Here is a 13712-nt window from a genome sequence, read left to right on the forward strand (position 1 = left end):
GTTTTCCTCAGGGATGGGCAGGCCCGCGGGCCTGGCCCTGTTGCAGGGTCATGCTGAAATCCGCCGCAACGGCGGAATGGGTCAGGCGTCCTACGGAGATGAAGTCCGGGGCGCGGCGGGAACAGCGGGCCAGCTCGCCGATGTTTTCCAGGGTCACGCCGCCGCTGACTTCGGTCTCGATATGGGGGGGGACCAGTTCCAGAGCCTCGCCCAGCAGCGGGGGGCGCATGTTGTCCATCATGATGCGGTCGGCCTGCGCGGCCACGGCTTCACGCACATGGTCGAGCGTGCGGCATTCCACTTCGATGGGCGGGCAGGGCGTGTAGGTGTCGCGCAGCTTCCGCACCGCGCGTTCGATGGAACCGGCGGCGTCGATGTGGTTGTCCTTGAGCATGAGCATTTCCGTCAGGTCCCGACGGTGATTGCAGCCGCCGCCCACGAGGACGGCGTATTTCTCGGGCCAGCGCAGGCAGGGGGTGGTCTTGCGGGTGTCCAGCAGGCGGACGCCCGTACCTTCCAGCTCGCGCACATAGCGCGCGGTCAGGTTGGCGATGCCGGAAAGATGCGTGACGTAGTTGAGGATGATCCGTTCGGCCTTGAGCAGCACCACGGCCGGACCTTCCATGACGGCCACTTCCGTCATGGCCGGGACGCGCCGGCCTTCCTCGGCCAGCAGCGTGTAGCGGACGGTATCGGCCCGCATGGCGGCAAAGACTTCCGCCATGACGGGCAGGCCCGCCACAAGGGTGTCCTCCTTGGCGCGGATGACGGCCCGCATGGGATCGGTGGGGGAAAAGAGACCTTCCGCCGTCAGGTCGGGGCCGTCCTCTTCCAGCGCAAGTTCCACGGAACGACGTAAAAAAACTTCTCCGCGGCCGGAGAAAAAAGTAGCCCAAGGCGTCAACATTTGCTTGTCCCTGTCATAGGTGCGTGCTAAGTCATGCCCGGCGGCCGCGCGATGGGGAACATCCTGCTCCGGCAGGCGGCCGCTGCGGACAGGCCGCCGGCGCACAGACCATGTGCTGCATGTGGCGACCGATGGTGCTTCCTTGATAAAGTTCCTGTCCGTTTGCGTCAAGGCCGGGGCGGGAATTGGGACGTTTTTCACAACGGATGTCGGCAAAAGGAGGGGGTGTCGGTATGCACGATCATGAAGACTGGCAGGCTGCCGGCAACCATACCGTCCCCTCCCGGGATGCGGACGCGCCGCGGCGGGATGACGGAGGGAACGACACGACGCCGCTCTCCCCCGGAACGCCGGCCTCGTCTTTTTCCGCGGAGCCGCCCCCGCTGGCTACGGCGCAGGAAGATGCGCCTTCCGACGAGCAGCACCGCTACGCCATGCCGGATTTCTGCCTTGACGAGGGCGACGAGATTGACGCCGAATTCGTCCATCCCGCCGACCTGGCCGACCATCTGGAAAACCTGACGCTGGAAAAGCAGGTCTGCGCCCTGCGCCACATGGCCAAGGAGGACGCCGCCGAGGCGCTCGCCGAACTGGACGGCAGCGTGGCCGTGGACGTGCTGGAAAACCTCGATGCCGACGTGGCGGCCCAGATCATCGCCGAGATGGAGCCGGACGACGCCGCCGACGTGCTGGACGAGCTGGACGAGGGGCACCGGGACGTCCTGCTGGGCAAGCTGGACAGGGAAGATTCCGAAGAGCTGCGCAACCTGCTCAACTTTGACCCGGATTCCGCCGCCGGGGTCATGAACATCGAGCTCATCCTGCTCGAGGAACACATGACCGTGGACGAGGCCATCGCCCACATCCGCAGCGAGATGGAAGACAAGGAAAGCCCCTACTACGGCTATGTGGTGGACGCGTCGGACATCCTGCTCGGCGTCCTCTCCCTGCGGGACATCATGCTGGCCCGGCCCGGGACCGTGGTGGGCGATGCCGTGCGCGGGCAGAGCGTGGTCAGCGTGCCGTACGACATGGACAAGGGCGAGGTGGCCAGCCTGTTGTCGCACTACAACTTCCTGGCCATGCCCGTGGTGGACCATGAGGGGCACATCATGGGCGTCGTCACCTACGACGACATCATGGACATCATGCACGAGGAAGCCAGCGCCGACATGCAGGGCATGGTGGGCGCCGACCCCGGGGAAAGCGTCGATACCCCGTGGCTGGAAAGCGTGGCCAAGCGGCTGCCCTGGCTCGTGGTCAACATGGTCAATTCGGCGCTGTCCGCCTCCGTGGTCTATATGTTTGAAGGCACCATCGCCCAGATGGCCGCCCTGGCCGTGCTCATGCCCATGGTGGCCAATCAGGCGGGCAACACCGGGCAGCAGGCGCTGGCCGTCATGATCCGCCAGCTGGCCACGGACCGTTTCGAGCAGAAAAAAGCCTGGCTTGCCGTGCTGCGTGAAGCCAAGATCGGCCTGTTCACCGGCGTCATCATGGCGCTGCTGGCCTTTGTGGGAGCCTGGATATTCACCAGCATACCGCAGGTCGGCATGGTCATGGCAGGGGCGCTGCTTTGCGACATGATGCTCGGCGCTGTGGCCGGAGGCTCCATCCCGCTCATTTTCCGGGCTATGGGGCGTGACCCGGCACAGGCCTCCAGCATCTTCCTCACCACCATCACGGACGGCGCGGGCTTCTTCCTCTTTCTGGGACTGGCGACGCTCTTCCTGTTCCAATAGAGCATTTCCAGTTTGAAACGCTTTGCGTTTCAAACCATATGGCCTGTCATTTTACGGAAAAAGCTCTGTTTTTCCGCTCACGCTGGGCCGGGCTGGGCGGTGGACAAAAGAAAAGGCATTCGGGAGATCCCGAGTGCCTTTTTTGCGCTGACAGGCATGTCTGATGTCGCTGCCGGAATATGGCACGCAACTTCGGAAAGGGCGTCGTCCGTTCCCGGCAGGGGAGTGCCTGGGCGGCCGCGGCGCGGGGACGCGGCCTACTTGCCCATGGCGTTCATGAAATCCTTGTTGGACTTGGTGCCCCGCATCTTGTCCAGCAGGAATTCCATGCTGTCGATGGGGGACATGGGCGCAAGGATCTTGCGCAGTATCCAGACCCGGTTGAGCACATCTTCCGGCAGAAGCAGATCTTCCTTGCGCGTGCCGGTACGGTTGATGTCGATGGCCGGGAAGACGCGCTTTTCGGCGAGGTGGCGGTCCAGGAATATCTCCATGTTGCCGGTGCCCTTGAATTCTTCAAAAATCACTTCATCCATGCGGGAACCGGTGTCGATGAGGGCCGTGGCGATGATGGTCAGGCTGCCGCCTTCCTCGATATTGCGGGCCGCGCCGAAAAAGCGTTTGGGGCGCTGCAGGGCATTGGCATCCAGACCGCCGGAAAGCACGCGGCCCGAAGAGGGGGTGACGGTATTGAAGGCGCGCCCGAGGCGGGTGATGGAGTCCAGCAGGATGACCACGTCCCGCTTGCGTTCCACAAGGCGCTTGGCCTTTTCCAGCACCATTTCGCAGACCTGAACGTGGCGTTGCGGGGGCTCGTCGAAGGTGGAGCTCACGACTTCGGCCTTTTTGACCGTGCGCTCCATGTCGGTGACTTCCTCGGGGCGTTCGTCGATGAGCAGGACGATGAGGTAGACGTCAGGATTATTGGCGTTGATGGCATTGGCCAGCGATTGCAGCAGAACGGTCTTGCCGGTGCGGGGCGGGGCGACGATGAGGCCGCGCTGACCGCAGCCGATGGGAGCCATAAGGTCGATGACGCGGTTGGAGAGGTTCTTGTCGCCATTCTCCATGACCAGCTGGCGATCGGGATAGATGGGGGTGAGGTTATCGAAGAGGACGAGGTTTTTGGCGTTTTCAGGCGGCTCGAAGCCGATTTCCGTGACTTTCAGCAGGGCGAAATAACGTTCCCCCTCCTTGGGGGGGCGTATCTGCCCGGACACCACATCCCCCTTGCGCAGGGAAAAGCGCCGTATCTGGGAGGGGGAAACGTAGATATCGTCCGGGCCGGGCATATAACTGCATAAAGGCGAACGCAGGAAGCCGAAGCCGTCCGGCAGTATCTCCAGCACGCCGTCCCCGAAGATGGCCCCGTTCTGGGAAGCGCAGCTTTGCAGCAGGGCAAAGATGAGCTCCTGTTTGCGCATGGAGCTGGCATTCTCGATCTCGTATTTCTCCGCCAGTTCCATGAGATCCTGCATGCTGCGGGTTTTGAGATCGGTAAGACTCAGGGTGCTGTCGGACAGGAGTTCCGGCTCGGCCTTTTTTTTGCGAACGGGCTTACGAGGTTTTTTTTCCATGAGATTGCAATAGGGAATACGGCACGTTGAATGTGTCGTCTGATGTGATGGAGAAAACTGTGGGGAAATGGAACAAAAAAGATGTGTGCCTTGCGATTAGCGCAAGTCAGGAAAAAAGGCAAGCAAAAAAGCTGGGATTTCCCGTGAGCGAACGCCAGAAAAGGCGCGGCCGTGCCGGGTGGGCGGGGGGAAAGGCGAGGGGTCAGCAGGCGGCGGCTTCCGGCACGGGGGGAGGCGCATAACGCTGGAGGAGATCATCCCTCAGGTCATGTTCATCCAGCTTGAGCACTTCGCCGATCTCGCCGGTGACAAGGCTCATGGCCTGCTCCTGGAGGCGGCGCTCCCCGAAGGAGAGGTCCTTTTGGCGGCTGATGAGCAAAAGCTCCCGCAGCACCTCGGCCACCACGCCGAGGTCGGGACTCTTGAGGCGCTCGGAGTACTCGCGGAAACGGCGGTTCCAGTTCTGACCCGTATGCACGTTTTTTTCCGTTTCGGACTGGAGAGAACCCCAGATGCGGCGTGCCTCGTCGGCGGCGATGAGGGGGCGCAGCCCCACGTTGGTCGCATTGGCCACCGGCACCATGAGCGTGATGTTGTTGGCGCGGATGCGCACGATGTACAGCTCGCACGCGACGCCGCCTATTTGCTGATTATTGACGCGTTCTATCTCTCCTACCCCTTGCGCGGGATAAACGACAAGCTCACCGGCGGTAAACATAGGCATCCACTTCCGGTTGATATGTGGGAGTACAAAAAGGGAAAGGTCGGGAGTATATTTCCCGACTGTTAAGAGATAGTAACAAGATGCGAAAGTAATGTCCAGCAAAAAAATTTTTTTTACGGGTATGTGGCTCCTCACGCCCTGCATCCGGATTGCAGCGCCAGAGCTTGCGGCGCCGTAGAGCATTTTACCTTTGAAACGGGTAAAATGCGCGGCGGCGGGCAGCGCCGCCCGGCCCAAACCAAGTGGAAAAAGCGCGCTTTTCCCGCGAAATGACAGGCTATATGGTTTGGAACGCGAAGCGTTTCAAACAGAAATTGCTCTGGACGCGCCGGGAGCCACAGGGACGAAAAAAGCCCCCGGAACGGACGCTTCGGGGGCTTTCTCGCGGCGGGGAGGGGCTGGAGCGTTTCCCCTTTGAAAAAAGGAAAGCGTGGGACGGCGGACAACGCCGTCCGGCCCAACGTGAGCGGAAAAACCACTTTTTTTCCGCGAAAGGTCAGGCCGCATGGTTTGAAACGTGACGCGTTTCAAACGGAAAATGCTCTATTTGCCCATGCCGCCGGCGTACAGACGGCGGCCGTGCCGCAGCTGCAGCTCGGCAACGATGAGCTGCTCATATTCCGGGGCCAGCGGCAGTTCGGCCTTGATCTGCTGGGAAAGAAGCCCCGCAAGCTGCTGGGTCTCTTCCCAGATCTCCAGCAGTTCATCGTCTTCCAGCGTCTTCACCTTGTCGGCGAAGGGGGCATCGTCGTTGAAGGGATGACAGGAACCCATGTATATGTCCTACGGTTGGGTGGTCAGAAAAGCCTGCACGGACGGCAGGGCAAAGAGGGCCTCGGCCATGACTTCGCAGCCTTCGGGACCGGCATGGATGCCGTCACGCAGGCTCTCCATGTACGCGGACGACCCCTTGAGCGTCTCAAAGACGTCGGCCCAGCCGAAACCGTGTTCGGCGCAAAGTTCGGCATAGGCGCGGTTGAGTCCCGCGATGCGGGCCGTCACGTCCGGATTGGCTATGGGGGGGACGCTGATGAGCAGCACCGGCGCAAGGGCGGCGGCCTCGGTCAGCATGGCCTGCATGGTGGCGCAGACTTCGGCCACGGGCTTGCCGTCGGCGGGCACCATGTCCACCACGCCGGCGCAAAAGGCGATATGCGGCGAGATGCCGGGAAGCTGGCGCGCCTCCCATTCCTGTTTCCAGCGGGCCCGCACGTCCATGACCGTATGGCGGCGGACGCCGAGGTTATAGAAGGTCGCCGGAGGCAGAGCATAGAGGCCCGCCGCGCCGCCCTTGCGGGCAAGACGGCCGACCCAGCCGCCCTGCATGGCGTCGTCATTGACGCCCAGGGTCAGGGAATCGCCGTAAAAGAACCATGTTTCCGTCACATTGCGGGACATCCGTTATCCTCCTGTAGAGCATTCTCAGCTTGGAACGCAAAGCGTTTCAAACATTGCAGCCTGCCGTTTCGCGGAAAAAGCGCGGCTTTTCCGCTCGCTTTGGGCCGGGCGGCGCGATGCCGCCGCGCGCTTTGCCTTTTTCAACGGCAAAACGTACTGGAAGCGTCCCGTAGCGCCCTGCGCCGGGAACGGCAAGGAGCGCGGACATCACGGGAGCCGGCTGTTTCGCCTACCGGCAGGCGGCGGCAAAGTGCTGTTCCGTCTTGCACAGATGCATGGCGGGGCGCAGGGTCTCGGCCTCGCCCAGCGAGGCCAGGACTTCCAGGCAGAACACTGCCGGAGAGAGATACATGCTAGCCCAATCCTGCGTGAATGTCACGGCATCGTCCGCCTGCGACCACTGGGCGAGCAGGGGGCGGATATCCACGGTACGCATGCCCTTCTTGGTCTCGCGGGTCAGCGGATGTTCGTCTTCGGCCGTGAAGCGGGCAAAGGCGGCGGCAAGCGTCGCGCCGTCCACCCCGTCCACGCGCAGCTGGAAGGTCTCGCGCACGGACTGCTCCGTACGGCGGCTGCCGTCCACGCTTTCCACATGCAGGATGTCCATGCCGGGCGGCAGGACCTCCCGCAGGCGGCGGGCCACTTCCACGGCGTCGAGGGGTTCGCGCAGGGTGATGGCGAACCATTCCGCGCGGCTTTCCACGCCCACGGGCAGGGCGCGGCCGAAACTCATGAGCGGCAGGGGATGGAAGCCCTGGGAGAAGCTCATGGGCAGGCGGGCGCGGCGCAGGGCCCGGTCCAGCAGGGACTGCAGCTCAAGCTGGCTCAGATAGGCGCAGCCGCCGGTCTTGCTGTGCCAGATGCGGAACTGGGCGGCCTTGACGGTGAGCTCCGGCGCGATCTGCGGCGGCTTCTTTTCCAGTTCGCGGCAGATGATGCGGCCCTCGGCATCCCTGTGCGGTTCGTGGGCGCTTTGATCCCGCTGGTTGAAGATGAGACGGTTACGGTGCAGGGGGCCGTCGTCCGTGGCCTTCCCGGCGTGGGGCAGGCGCGAGGGCCGGGCCGGGGTGTCGCAGGCCCCGCAGGCGCGGCAGGCCCCGTAACGGCAGTCGTCGGTCACTTTCTCGGCCTGGGCCCGCTCCCATTCGCGGCGCAGGAATTCGGGCGAGATGCCGGCTTCCAGATGGTCCCAGGGCAGGGGAGCGTCCAGGGGGCGGGCGGCGATGAAGTCGGCGGGCGCAAGCCCGTTTTCCGCCAGCGCCGCATACCACGGCTCAAGGGAGAACTCTTCCACCCAGCTCGTGAAGATGGCTCCCTTGCGGTAGGCGGCCTCCACTACCGGGGCCAGTTCGCGCCCGGCGCGGGAGAGGATGCCTTCCAGATGGCTCATGGCCGGCTCATGCCAGCGCAGCTTGAGGAACTTCTGTCCCTTGAAGGCTTCGCGCACCAGGCGGACGCGGCGTTCGATCTCTTCCATGCCGATCTGTTCCACCCACTGGAAGGGGGTGAAGGGCTTGGGCACGAAGGGGGAGAGGGCCGCCGTGACCTGCAGGCGGGGATTGCCGCGCCCGGCGGCGTCGCGCACCTTGCGGCAGAGGTCGGCGATGGCCAGCAGGTCGTCGTCGTTCTCCGTGGGCAGGCCGATCATGAAATAGAGCTTGACCTGCCGCCAGCCGTATTCCAGCAGTTTTTGCACATGGAGGAGGAGCTGTTCCTCGCTGACGCCCTTGTTGATGACGTCGCGCAGGCGCTGGCTGCCCGCTTCCGGCGCAAGGGTGCAGCCCGTGCGGCGGATGTCGGCCATGCGGCGCATGATGTCGTCATCGATGGAGCCCACCCGCAGCGACGGCAGGGAAAGGCTGACCTGCTCATGGACGCAGCGGTCGAGCACCCGGTTGGACAGGGTCTTGAGGGCGGAGAAATCCCCGGTGGACAGGGAAAGGAAGGAGATCTCGTCATACCCTGTCTTGTTCAGGCAGTCTTCCAGCAGGCGGGCGATGTTGTCCAGCGAGCGTTCCCGCACCGGCCGGTAGACCATGCCCGCATGGCAGAAGCGGCAGCCGCGCGTGCAGCCGCGGGCGATCTCCAGCGAAAGGCGGTTATGCACCGCGCCCACGGGCACCACCTGCTCCACGGGGTAGGGCGCGCTGTCGAGGTCGGCCACGATGCGCCGGGCGGGGCGGGCATGGTCGGCAAAGCGCGGCGTCAGGCTGCCGTCCGCCTGCGGCGTGAAGAAGGACGGCACATAGACGCCGGGGATGTGGCGCGCTTCCTCCAGATAGCGGGCACGGCCCCAGCCGGCGGCCTTGGCCTTCTCCAGCAGGTCGAGCACGTCCACGAGGGTCTCCTCGCCGTCGCCCAGCACGCAGAAGTCCAGAAAAGGCACGAGCGGTTCCGCGCTGAGCAGAGCGCCGCCGCCCGCGAAGATCAGCGGACAGGCGGAGAGGTCGTCGGGCCTGTCCGCATGGCGCAGGGGGATGCCGCCCAGATCCAGCATGTACAGGATGTTGGTGTAGCAAAGCTCATTGGTGACGGAGAAGGAGACGCAGTCCGCCTTGCCGATGGGCAGACCGGATTCCAGCGTGCAGAGCGGGGCTCCATGACGGCGCAGGATGTCGCCGCTTTCCCGATCCGGGGCCATGACGCGCTCGGCCCACCAGTTCTCGCGGGCGTTGACGATGCCGTAAAGGATCTTTTGTCCCAGATAGGACATGCCGACGTCGTAGGTGTCGGGAAAGGCCAGCGCTACCCGGAGCGTCACCGCCTCGGGGGATTTGCGGCATACGCCTTCTTCGATGCCGACATAGCGGCTGGGGCGGGGCAGGATCGGAAGCAGGTTTTGCATGGGGAGTCCGGGCTGAAAGAGGCAAGAAAAAAGGGCGGTTGCCACCGCCCCGGGTATCGGAAGAAAATCTTCCCCAGTACGGGCCTTTCCGGCGGGATGGCGCGGAAACGGCGCACGCGGGGACTACGGCGTCACCAGACCGCCGGACGTGGGGGCGGGGCCGCCGCCGAACTTGAGCTTGCCGAGCCCGCCGGCCACGGTGAGATTGGTGCTGGCTTCAATGTACTTGTCCTGCATTTCCTTGGGGGTATCGGCATAGCGGTACAGGAAATGCTTCCCTTCGATGGTGCCTTCGAAATTGGGTTCAAAGGGATAGCCGTAGGGCAGGATCATCATCTGCATGCCCTGCTGCGTGGGGATGCTCTGGATGATGGCGGTCTCGTTGAGGCAGTCCTTTTCGGCATCGTATTTGCCGATGACCAGTTCGCCGGTGACAAGCTTCATCAGTCGGATATCGTAAGCCATGAGTTTCTCCTCGAAGACGGCGGAAGCGTCCGCCGGAATACACGCCGGGAGGCAGCCCCTCAAATGGAAAAGAACCGGGCATGCCGGCACAGACCGGCATGACGCGGGCAGGGAGCGGCGTCCGGACGCAAGCGCGGATCCGGTAAGGGAAGGTGGCCCTTCCCGTGTCGGACTGCCAAGCAAATAGGCATTGCGGGAGCCTGTGTCAAGGCTTTTCTGTTGCCAGCGGCAGGGGCTTGGGCTACCGTCTGCCCATGAAAAAGACCCCGTTGCATACGCTTGATGAGGCTGTGGCCAAGCGGCTGGAAATGGCGCTGGACTACCATTTTGCGAATCGTTCCCTCTTGGCGTTGGCCCTGACGCACAGCTCATGGGCTAACGAGGGGGGATCGCAGCACCGGCATAATGAGCGTCTGGAGTTCCTGGGTGATGCCGTCCTTGAGCTGGCCGTTTCCAAGGAACTCTTCGAGCGCTTCACACAGCTGCGTGAGGGGGAATTGACGCGTTTGCGTTCGCAGCTTGTGAGCACCCCGAGCCTGGCCCGGCTGGCGAGGAGTCTGGATCTGGGGAGTGCACTTCTTATGGGTCGCGGAGAAGAACGGCAGGGGGGGAGAGATCGTGATGCCGTACTGAGTGACGCCTTTGAGGCTGTGCTGGCGGCCATTTATGAAGATGGCGGCTTTGCGGCGGCCCATGCGTGCGTCTGCAGATTGTTTTCTCCACTCTGGCCGAAGCAGGAAGAGTTTTCCCCCCGGCACAAGGACTTCAAGACACTCCTTCAGGAAATCATGCAGCAACGTTACAGGGATCGTCCCCTTTATCGCCTGACTGCCAGCCACGGACCGGAACACGCCAAGGTGTTCGAGGTGGTGGTAAGCCTGCCGGACGGCAGAGAATATGCTGCCTGCGGCACGAGCTGCAAAAAGGCCGAACAGGAGGCCGCACGTCTGGCTCTGGAGGCGGAGCAAGCTCTGCCGCAGGCGACGGCCCGGTAAACATCAATCCTCTTGTCATGTCGCCGTCCATGCACGGCACGGAACGCTTGCGACCTTTGGTCCGCGGCATACCGTTTTCTGTTCCGGTCCGGGGGGACAACCCCCCCGGACCTCCCGTCTTTGGTCTGCCACAGCCTATGTAGAGATGGCTTAGCCGCCGATAAGCTGCAGAGCCATCTGAGGCAGCGAGTTGGCCTGGCCGAGCATGGCCACGGCGCTCTGCGTAAGGATCTGCTGGCGCGTGAATTCGGTCATTTCCGTGGCGACGTCCACGTCGCGGATGCGCGATTCAGAGGCCTGCAGGTTTTCAGCCTGGATGTTCAGGTTGGAAATGGTGTTTTCAAGGCGATTCTGCATGGCGCCAAGGTGCGCGCGAATCTTGTCCTTGGAGATGATGGCCTGGTTCAGGGCGTTCAGCGCCCTCTGAGCGGCTTCCTGGGTGGACACGGTGCCGCCGTCGCGCAGCTGCCTCGTACCATTCTGGTCGATATAGTAGGCCTGGTTGCCGATACCGAGAGCGGAAGCGGTGGAGTCGCCGATGACGATGTAGTAGTAGTCTTCCGCCGAGTCGTTCGAGGTACCGAAGTGGACCTTCAGAGCACCGATGCTGGTCAGGCCGTCGGGGCTGGTCCGGCCGCTACCATCATGGATCTTGCCGTCGGCGCGGTCAAGAGCGGACAGGGTGCCGTCCAGCAGCTTGATGCCGTTGAAGTCCGTGGAGTTGGCGATACGGGTGATTTCCGAAGCCATCTGCTGATATTCGGATTCGATCATGAGGCGCTGGGTGGAGTCATAGGTACCGGTAGCGGCCTGTTCCGCCAGTTCCTTCATGCGGATGATCTTTTCGTCGATGATGCCCAGGGAGCCGTCGGCAACCTGAATCAGAGAGATAGCGTCGTTGGCATTGCGGGAGCCCTGTTGCAGGGTTGCAATATCGGCGCGCTGAAGTTCGCTGACAGCCAGACCGGCAGCATCGTCGGCCGCGCTGTTGATGCGGAGACCGGAAGAAAGACGCTGCGTCGAGGTAGACAGATTGCCGTAATGGGCATTCAGGTTCCTCGAAACGTTCATAGCCATCATGTTGTGATTAACGACCAAAGACATGGGACACCTCCTACGGTGGTTATTAGTTAAGCTGTGCCCTCTTTAATGCAGTTCGCGTGCCAAACTTTAAAAATATTGTTATTTCAAATGGTTAAAAATTCACTTTTACAAGTGGAAATTTTTTCCGCGCAAATTTGCCCATTTTTTCGGGGAGAAAACGGCAAAAGCTGCCCGCAGGGAGGGGGGCCGCGGCTGTTTTTGAGGCGCGTTGCCTTTTTCTGCCTGCGGACGGCGAGCGTTGTCTGCTGGTGAGTGCTTTTTGCTGTCTGGCGGGGATTGGGGCCGCAGCCCGGCGGCATGTCGCTCCTGAAGGGTAGGGGAGGCCTCCTGTTCCCTGTCGCTCTTCTTCCCGCGGACTTAGGCTCAGGACTCATTACTCTTTTGTGAGGGGGAAGAAACCCCTTTTGCTCGCGGCAAAAAGGGGTTTCTTCCCCCTCACACTCCCCCATCTTCCCCAAAACCCGCTACTTGGGTAAAAGTAATTGGAAACAAAAAACCTCAGATTATAAAAATAAGTATTTATTTTACAACAAGTTATAAAAATATCTCAGTCAGAACATATTGCCTGATAATGAGTCCTGACCTTAGATCTTTTCCCATTTGAACCGCTTTGCGCTCCAAACCATGCGGCCTCTCGTTTCGCGGAAAGAAACGCGGTTTTTCCGCCCACATTGGGCCGGGGGGCGCTGTGCCGCCACCTCGCGTTCCCCCTTTTTCCCGGCAAAACGTTCTAGGCCGCCGCAGGAGGAAAAAGCGTCCTACCGGCCGAACAGGTCTGGGCCGCTGGTTTGGGTACTGGAGAGGGCCGAAACCGGGCGTATCCGGCAAATACGGCAAAAGCGGGCGGAAAGGGCCAAAGCGGCCGCGTACAGGAAGATCCGGGCAACGGGTCGGAAAAATCTCTCGCAAGGCGTGGAGGGGCGGCATGCCGTACAAACTGTCCTGTCGCGGAAATGGGGAAAGAGGAAAAACGTGCCGGAGCGCATCAGGGCAGGGCATGCCGTCCGTCACTGGCGGCTTTTCCCGGGCATCTCCGCCTGCTGGCTCCATCTGCAGACCGGCATGTCTGCATCCTTGGCGTCATTATCAGCGCAGGCCCGACCGGCGGAAATTTTTTTGTCTGCCGCAAGGCGGCACAGGCCCGGCGGGGAAGGAAAATTTTTTCCCTGTCCGAGCATTTTCCATTGGAACCGCTTTGCATGTTAAACCATATGGCCTGACGTTTAGCGAAAAAAACGCGGTGTTACGCTCACTTTCGGCCGGACGGCGTTGTGCTGCCGCCTCACGTTCTGCCTTTTTCAAAGGGAAAGCGCTCTATCCGGCGTACCGTGCGTACATTGATTTTTCCGCGAAACTACAGCCACATGCGCCGAGAAGGGCATAGACGGCAAGGGGCTTTTTTCGTCTGTATCCGCAGGCATCCCGCTTCCGTCTGGATATTTTTTCCTTCTTCAGGAAAGCGTGCGCTGCCAGCGGGATATTTTTTATCTTTTCCGGCGGGCATTGCGGGATGGATATATTTTCCCTCCCCGGGGCGCGGCAGATTCTTCTGCCGGGGATCGTCGCCGGGCGGGCACGTTTTCCCGATCTCCCGCGGCAAGAGCGGCTTCCTTTGCCATGTCGTCGCGTTATCTCGTGCATAGTCAGGCCGTTTGCCCGAACAGGGGCGTACGCATGCTGTCTGCCCAAGGTTGTCTTTTTTGCCGGGCAGGAGACCGAAGAAAAGTGCTGGAAGAAGTCGCTTCGGCAGGCATGGAGCTATTTTTTTCCTGCAAGAAAAAGCAGGGAAATGTCTGCTGGGCTGCAAACAGGCTGCGGCAGTCAGCCCTGCGCAGCTCTTTTTACCTTTTGCCGGGTATACGGCTTTCCCTGCAGGGTGAGGCGTCACGCCACGCGCGTTGTTCCTCAGTAAGGGAAACGGGGGAATTTTCCGCCTTTGCGGCGTTGAGATGACG

General features: G+C 61.9%; 10 protein-coding genes. 2 read left to right on the top strand and 8 right to left on the bottom strand.

From position 1 onward, the window contains the following. Nucleotides 1-7: 7 nt before the first annotated feature. Nucleotides 8-907 (bottom strand): carboxylating nicotinate-nucleotide diphosphorylase, encoded by a 900-nt coding sequence (nadC, locus tag Q0K12_RS03510; protein WP_297260398.1) that lies wholly within the window; start codon nt 905-907, stop codon nt 8-10. A 233-nt stretch (nt 908-1140) separates the two neighbouring features. Between nadC and mgtE the strand changes: the two genes are divergently transcribed. Next, a complete protein-coding gene (mgtE, locus tag Q0K12_RS03515; protein WP_297260399.1) occupies nt 1141-2649 on the top strand; it encodes a magnesium transporter in 1509 nt (502 codons plus the stop codon). Nucleotides 2650-2906: 257 nt separating this feature from the next. Here the strand turns inward: mgtE and rho are convergent, their stop codons facing one another. The 6 genes from rho to Q0K12_RS03545 form a co-directional block, all read right to left on the bottom strand. Continuing rightward, on the bottom strand, nt 2907-4157 hold the full coding sequence (gene rho / locus Q0K12_RS03520) for a transcription termination factor Rho (protein WP_297227696.1): 1251 nt from the start codon (nt 4155-4157) through the stop codon (nt 2907-2909). 271 nt (nt 4158-4428) lie between these two features. Beyond that, nucleotides 4429-4944, bottom strand: coding sequence for a CarD family transcriptional regulator (locus Q0K12_RS03525; protein WP_297260400.1), 516 nt, complete (start codon nt 4942-4944; stop codon nt 4429-4431). Between the two features lie 549 nt (nt 4945-5493). Then, nucleotides 5494-5724 carry a hypothetical protein gene (locus Q0K12_RS03530; RefSeq protein WP_297260401.1) on the bottom strand — a complete coding sequence of 77 codons (231 nt, stop codon included), beginning with the start codon at nt 5722-5724 and terminating at the stop codon, nt 5494-5496. Between the two features lie 9 nt (nt 5725-5733). Then, nucleotides 5734-6348, bottom strand: a complete 615-nt coding sequence (locus tag Q0K12_RS03535) for a GDSL-type esterase/lipase family protein (protein ID WP_297260402.1) — start codon at nt 6346-6348, stop codon at nt 5734-5736. A 229-nt stretch (nt 6349-6577) separates the two neighbouring features. After that, complete coding sequence (locus Q0K12_RS03540; protein WP_297260403.1) at nt 6578-9193, bottom strand: TIGR03960 family B12-binding radical SAM protein; 2616 nt, start codon at nt 9191-9193, stop codon at nt 6578-6580. Between the two features lie 123 nt (nt 9194-9316). Continuing rightward, the gene (locus tag Q0K12_RS03545) at nt 9317-9658 is read right to left on the bottom strand and encodes a hypothetical protein (protein WP_297227666.1); all 342 of its coding nucleotides are present in this window, start codon (nt 9656-9658) and stop codon (nt 9317-9319) included. A 254-nt stretch (nt 9659-9912) separates the two neighbouring features. On the opposite strand from Q0K12_RS03545, the gene rnc reads away from it, so the two are divergent. Then, the gene (rnc, locus tag Q0K12_RS03550) at nt 9913-10653 is read left to right on the top strand and encodes a ribonuclease III (RefSeq protein WP_297260404.1); all 741 of its coding nucleotides are present in this window, start codon (nt 9913-9915) and stop codon (nt 10651-10653) included. A 150-nt stretch (nt 10654-10803) separates the two neighbouring features. Here the strand turns inward: rnc and Q0K12_RS03555 are convergent, their stop codons facing one another. Next, nucleotides 10804-11757 (bottom strand): flagellin, encoded by a 954-nt coding sequence (locus tag Q0K12_RS03555; RefSeq protein ID WP_297260405.1) that lies wholly within the window; start codon nt 11755-11757, stop codon nt 10804-10806. Nucleotides 11758-13712 lie beyond the last annotated feature (1955 nt).

Origin of the sequence: uncultured Desulfovibrio sp. (genome assembly GCF_944324525.1) — a bacterium.
In the GTDB taxonomy this organism is placed as follows: Bacteria; Desulfobacterota; Desulfovibrionia; order Desulfovibrionales; family Desulfovibrionaceae; genus Desulfovibrio.

Bases quoted from the DNA above. Each gene is read 5' to 3' on its own strand.
- mgtE (WP_297260399.1), top strand. From the start codon at position 1,141: ATGCACGATCATGAAGACTGGCAGGCTGCCGGCAACCATACCGTCCCC.
- Q0K12_RS03545 (WP_297227666.1), bottom strand. From the start codon at position 9,658: ATGGCTTACGATATCCGACTGATGAAGCTTGTCACCGGCGAACTGGTC.
- nadC (WP_297260398.1), bottom strand. From the start codon at position 907: ATGTTGACGCCTTGGGCTACTTTTTTCTCCGGCCGCGGAGAAGTTTTT.
- Q0K12_RS03535 (WP_297260402.1), bottom strand. From the start codon at position 6,348: ATGTCCCGCAATGTGACGGAAACATGGTTCTTTTACGGCGATTCCCTG.
- Q0K12_RS03555 (WP_297260405.1), bottom strand. From the start codon at position 11,757: ATGTCTTTGGTCGTTAATCACAACATGATGGCTATGAACGTTTCGAGG.
- rnc (WP_297260404.1), top strand. From the start codon at position 9,913: ATGAAAAAGACCCCGTTGCATACGCTTGATGAGGCTGTGGCCAAGCGG.
- Q0K12_RS03540 (WP_297260403.1), bottom strand. From the start codon at position 9,193: ATGCAAAACCTGCTTCCGATCCTGCCCCGCCCCAGCCGCTATGTCGGC.
- Q0K12_RS03530 (WP_297260401.1), bottom strand. From the start codon at position 5,724: ATGGGTTCCTGTCATCCCTTCAACGACGATGCCCCCTTCGCCGACAAG.
- Q0K12_RS03525 (WP_297260400.1), bottom strand. From the start codon at position 4,944: ATGTTTACCGCCGGTGAGCTTGTCGTTTATCCCGCGCAAGGGGTAGGA.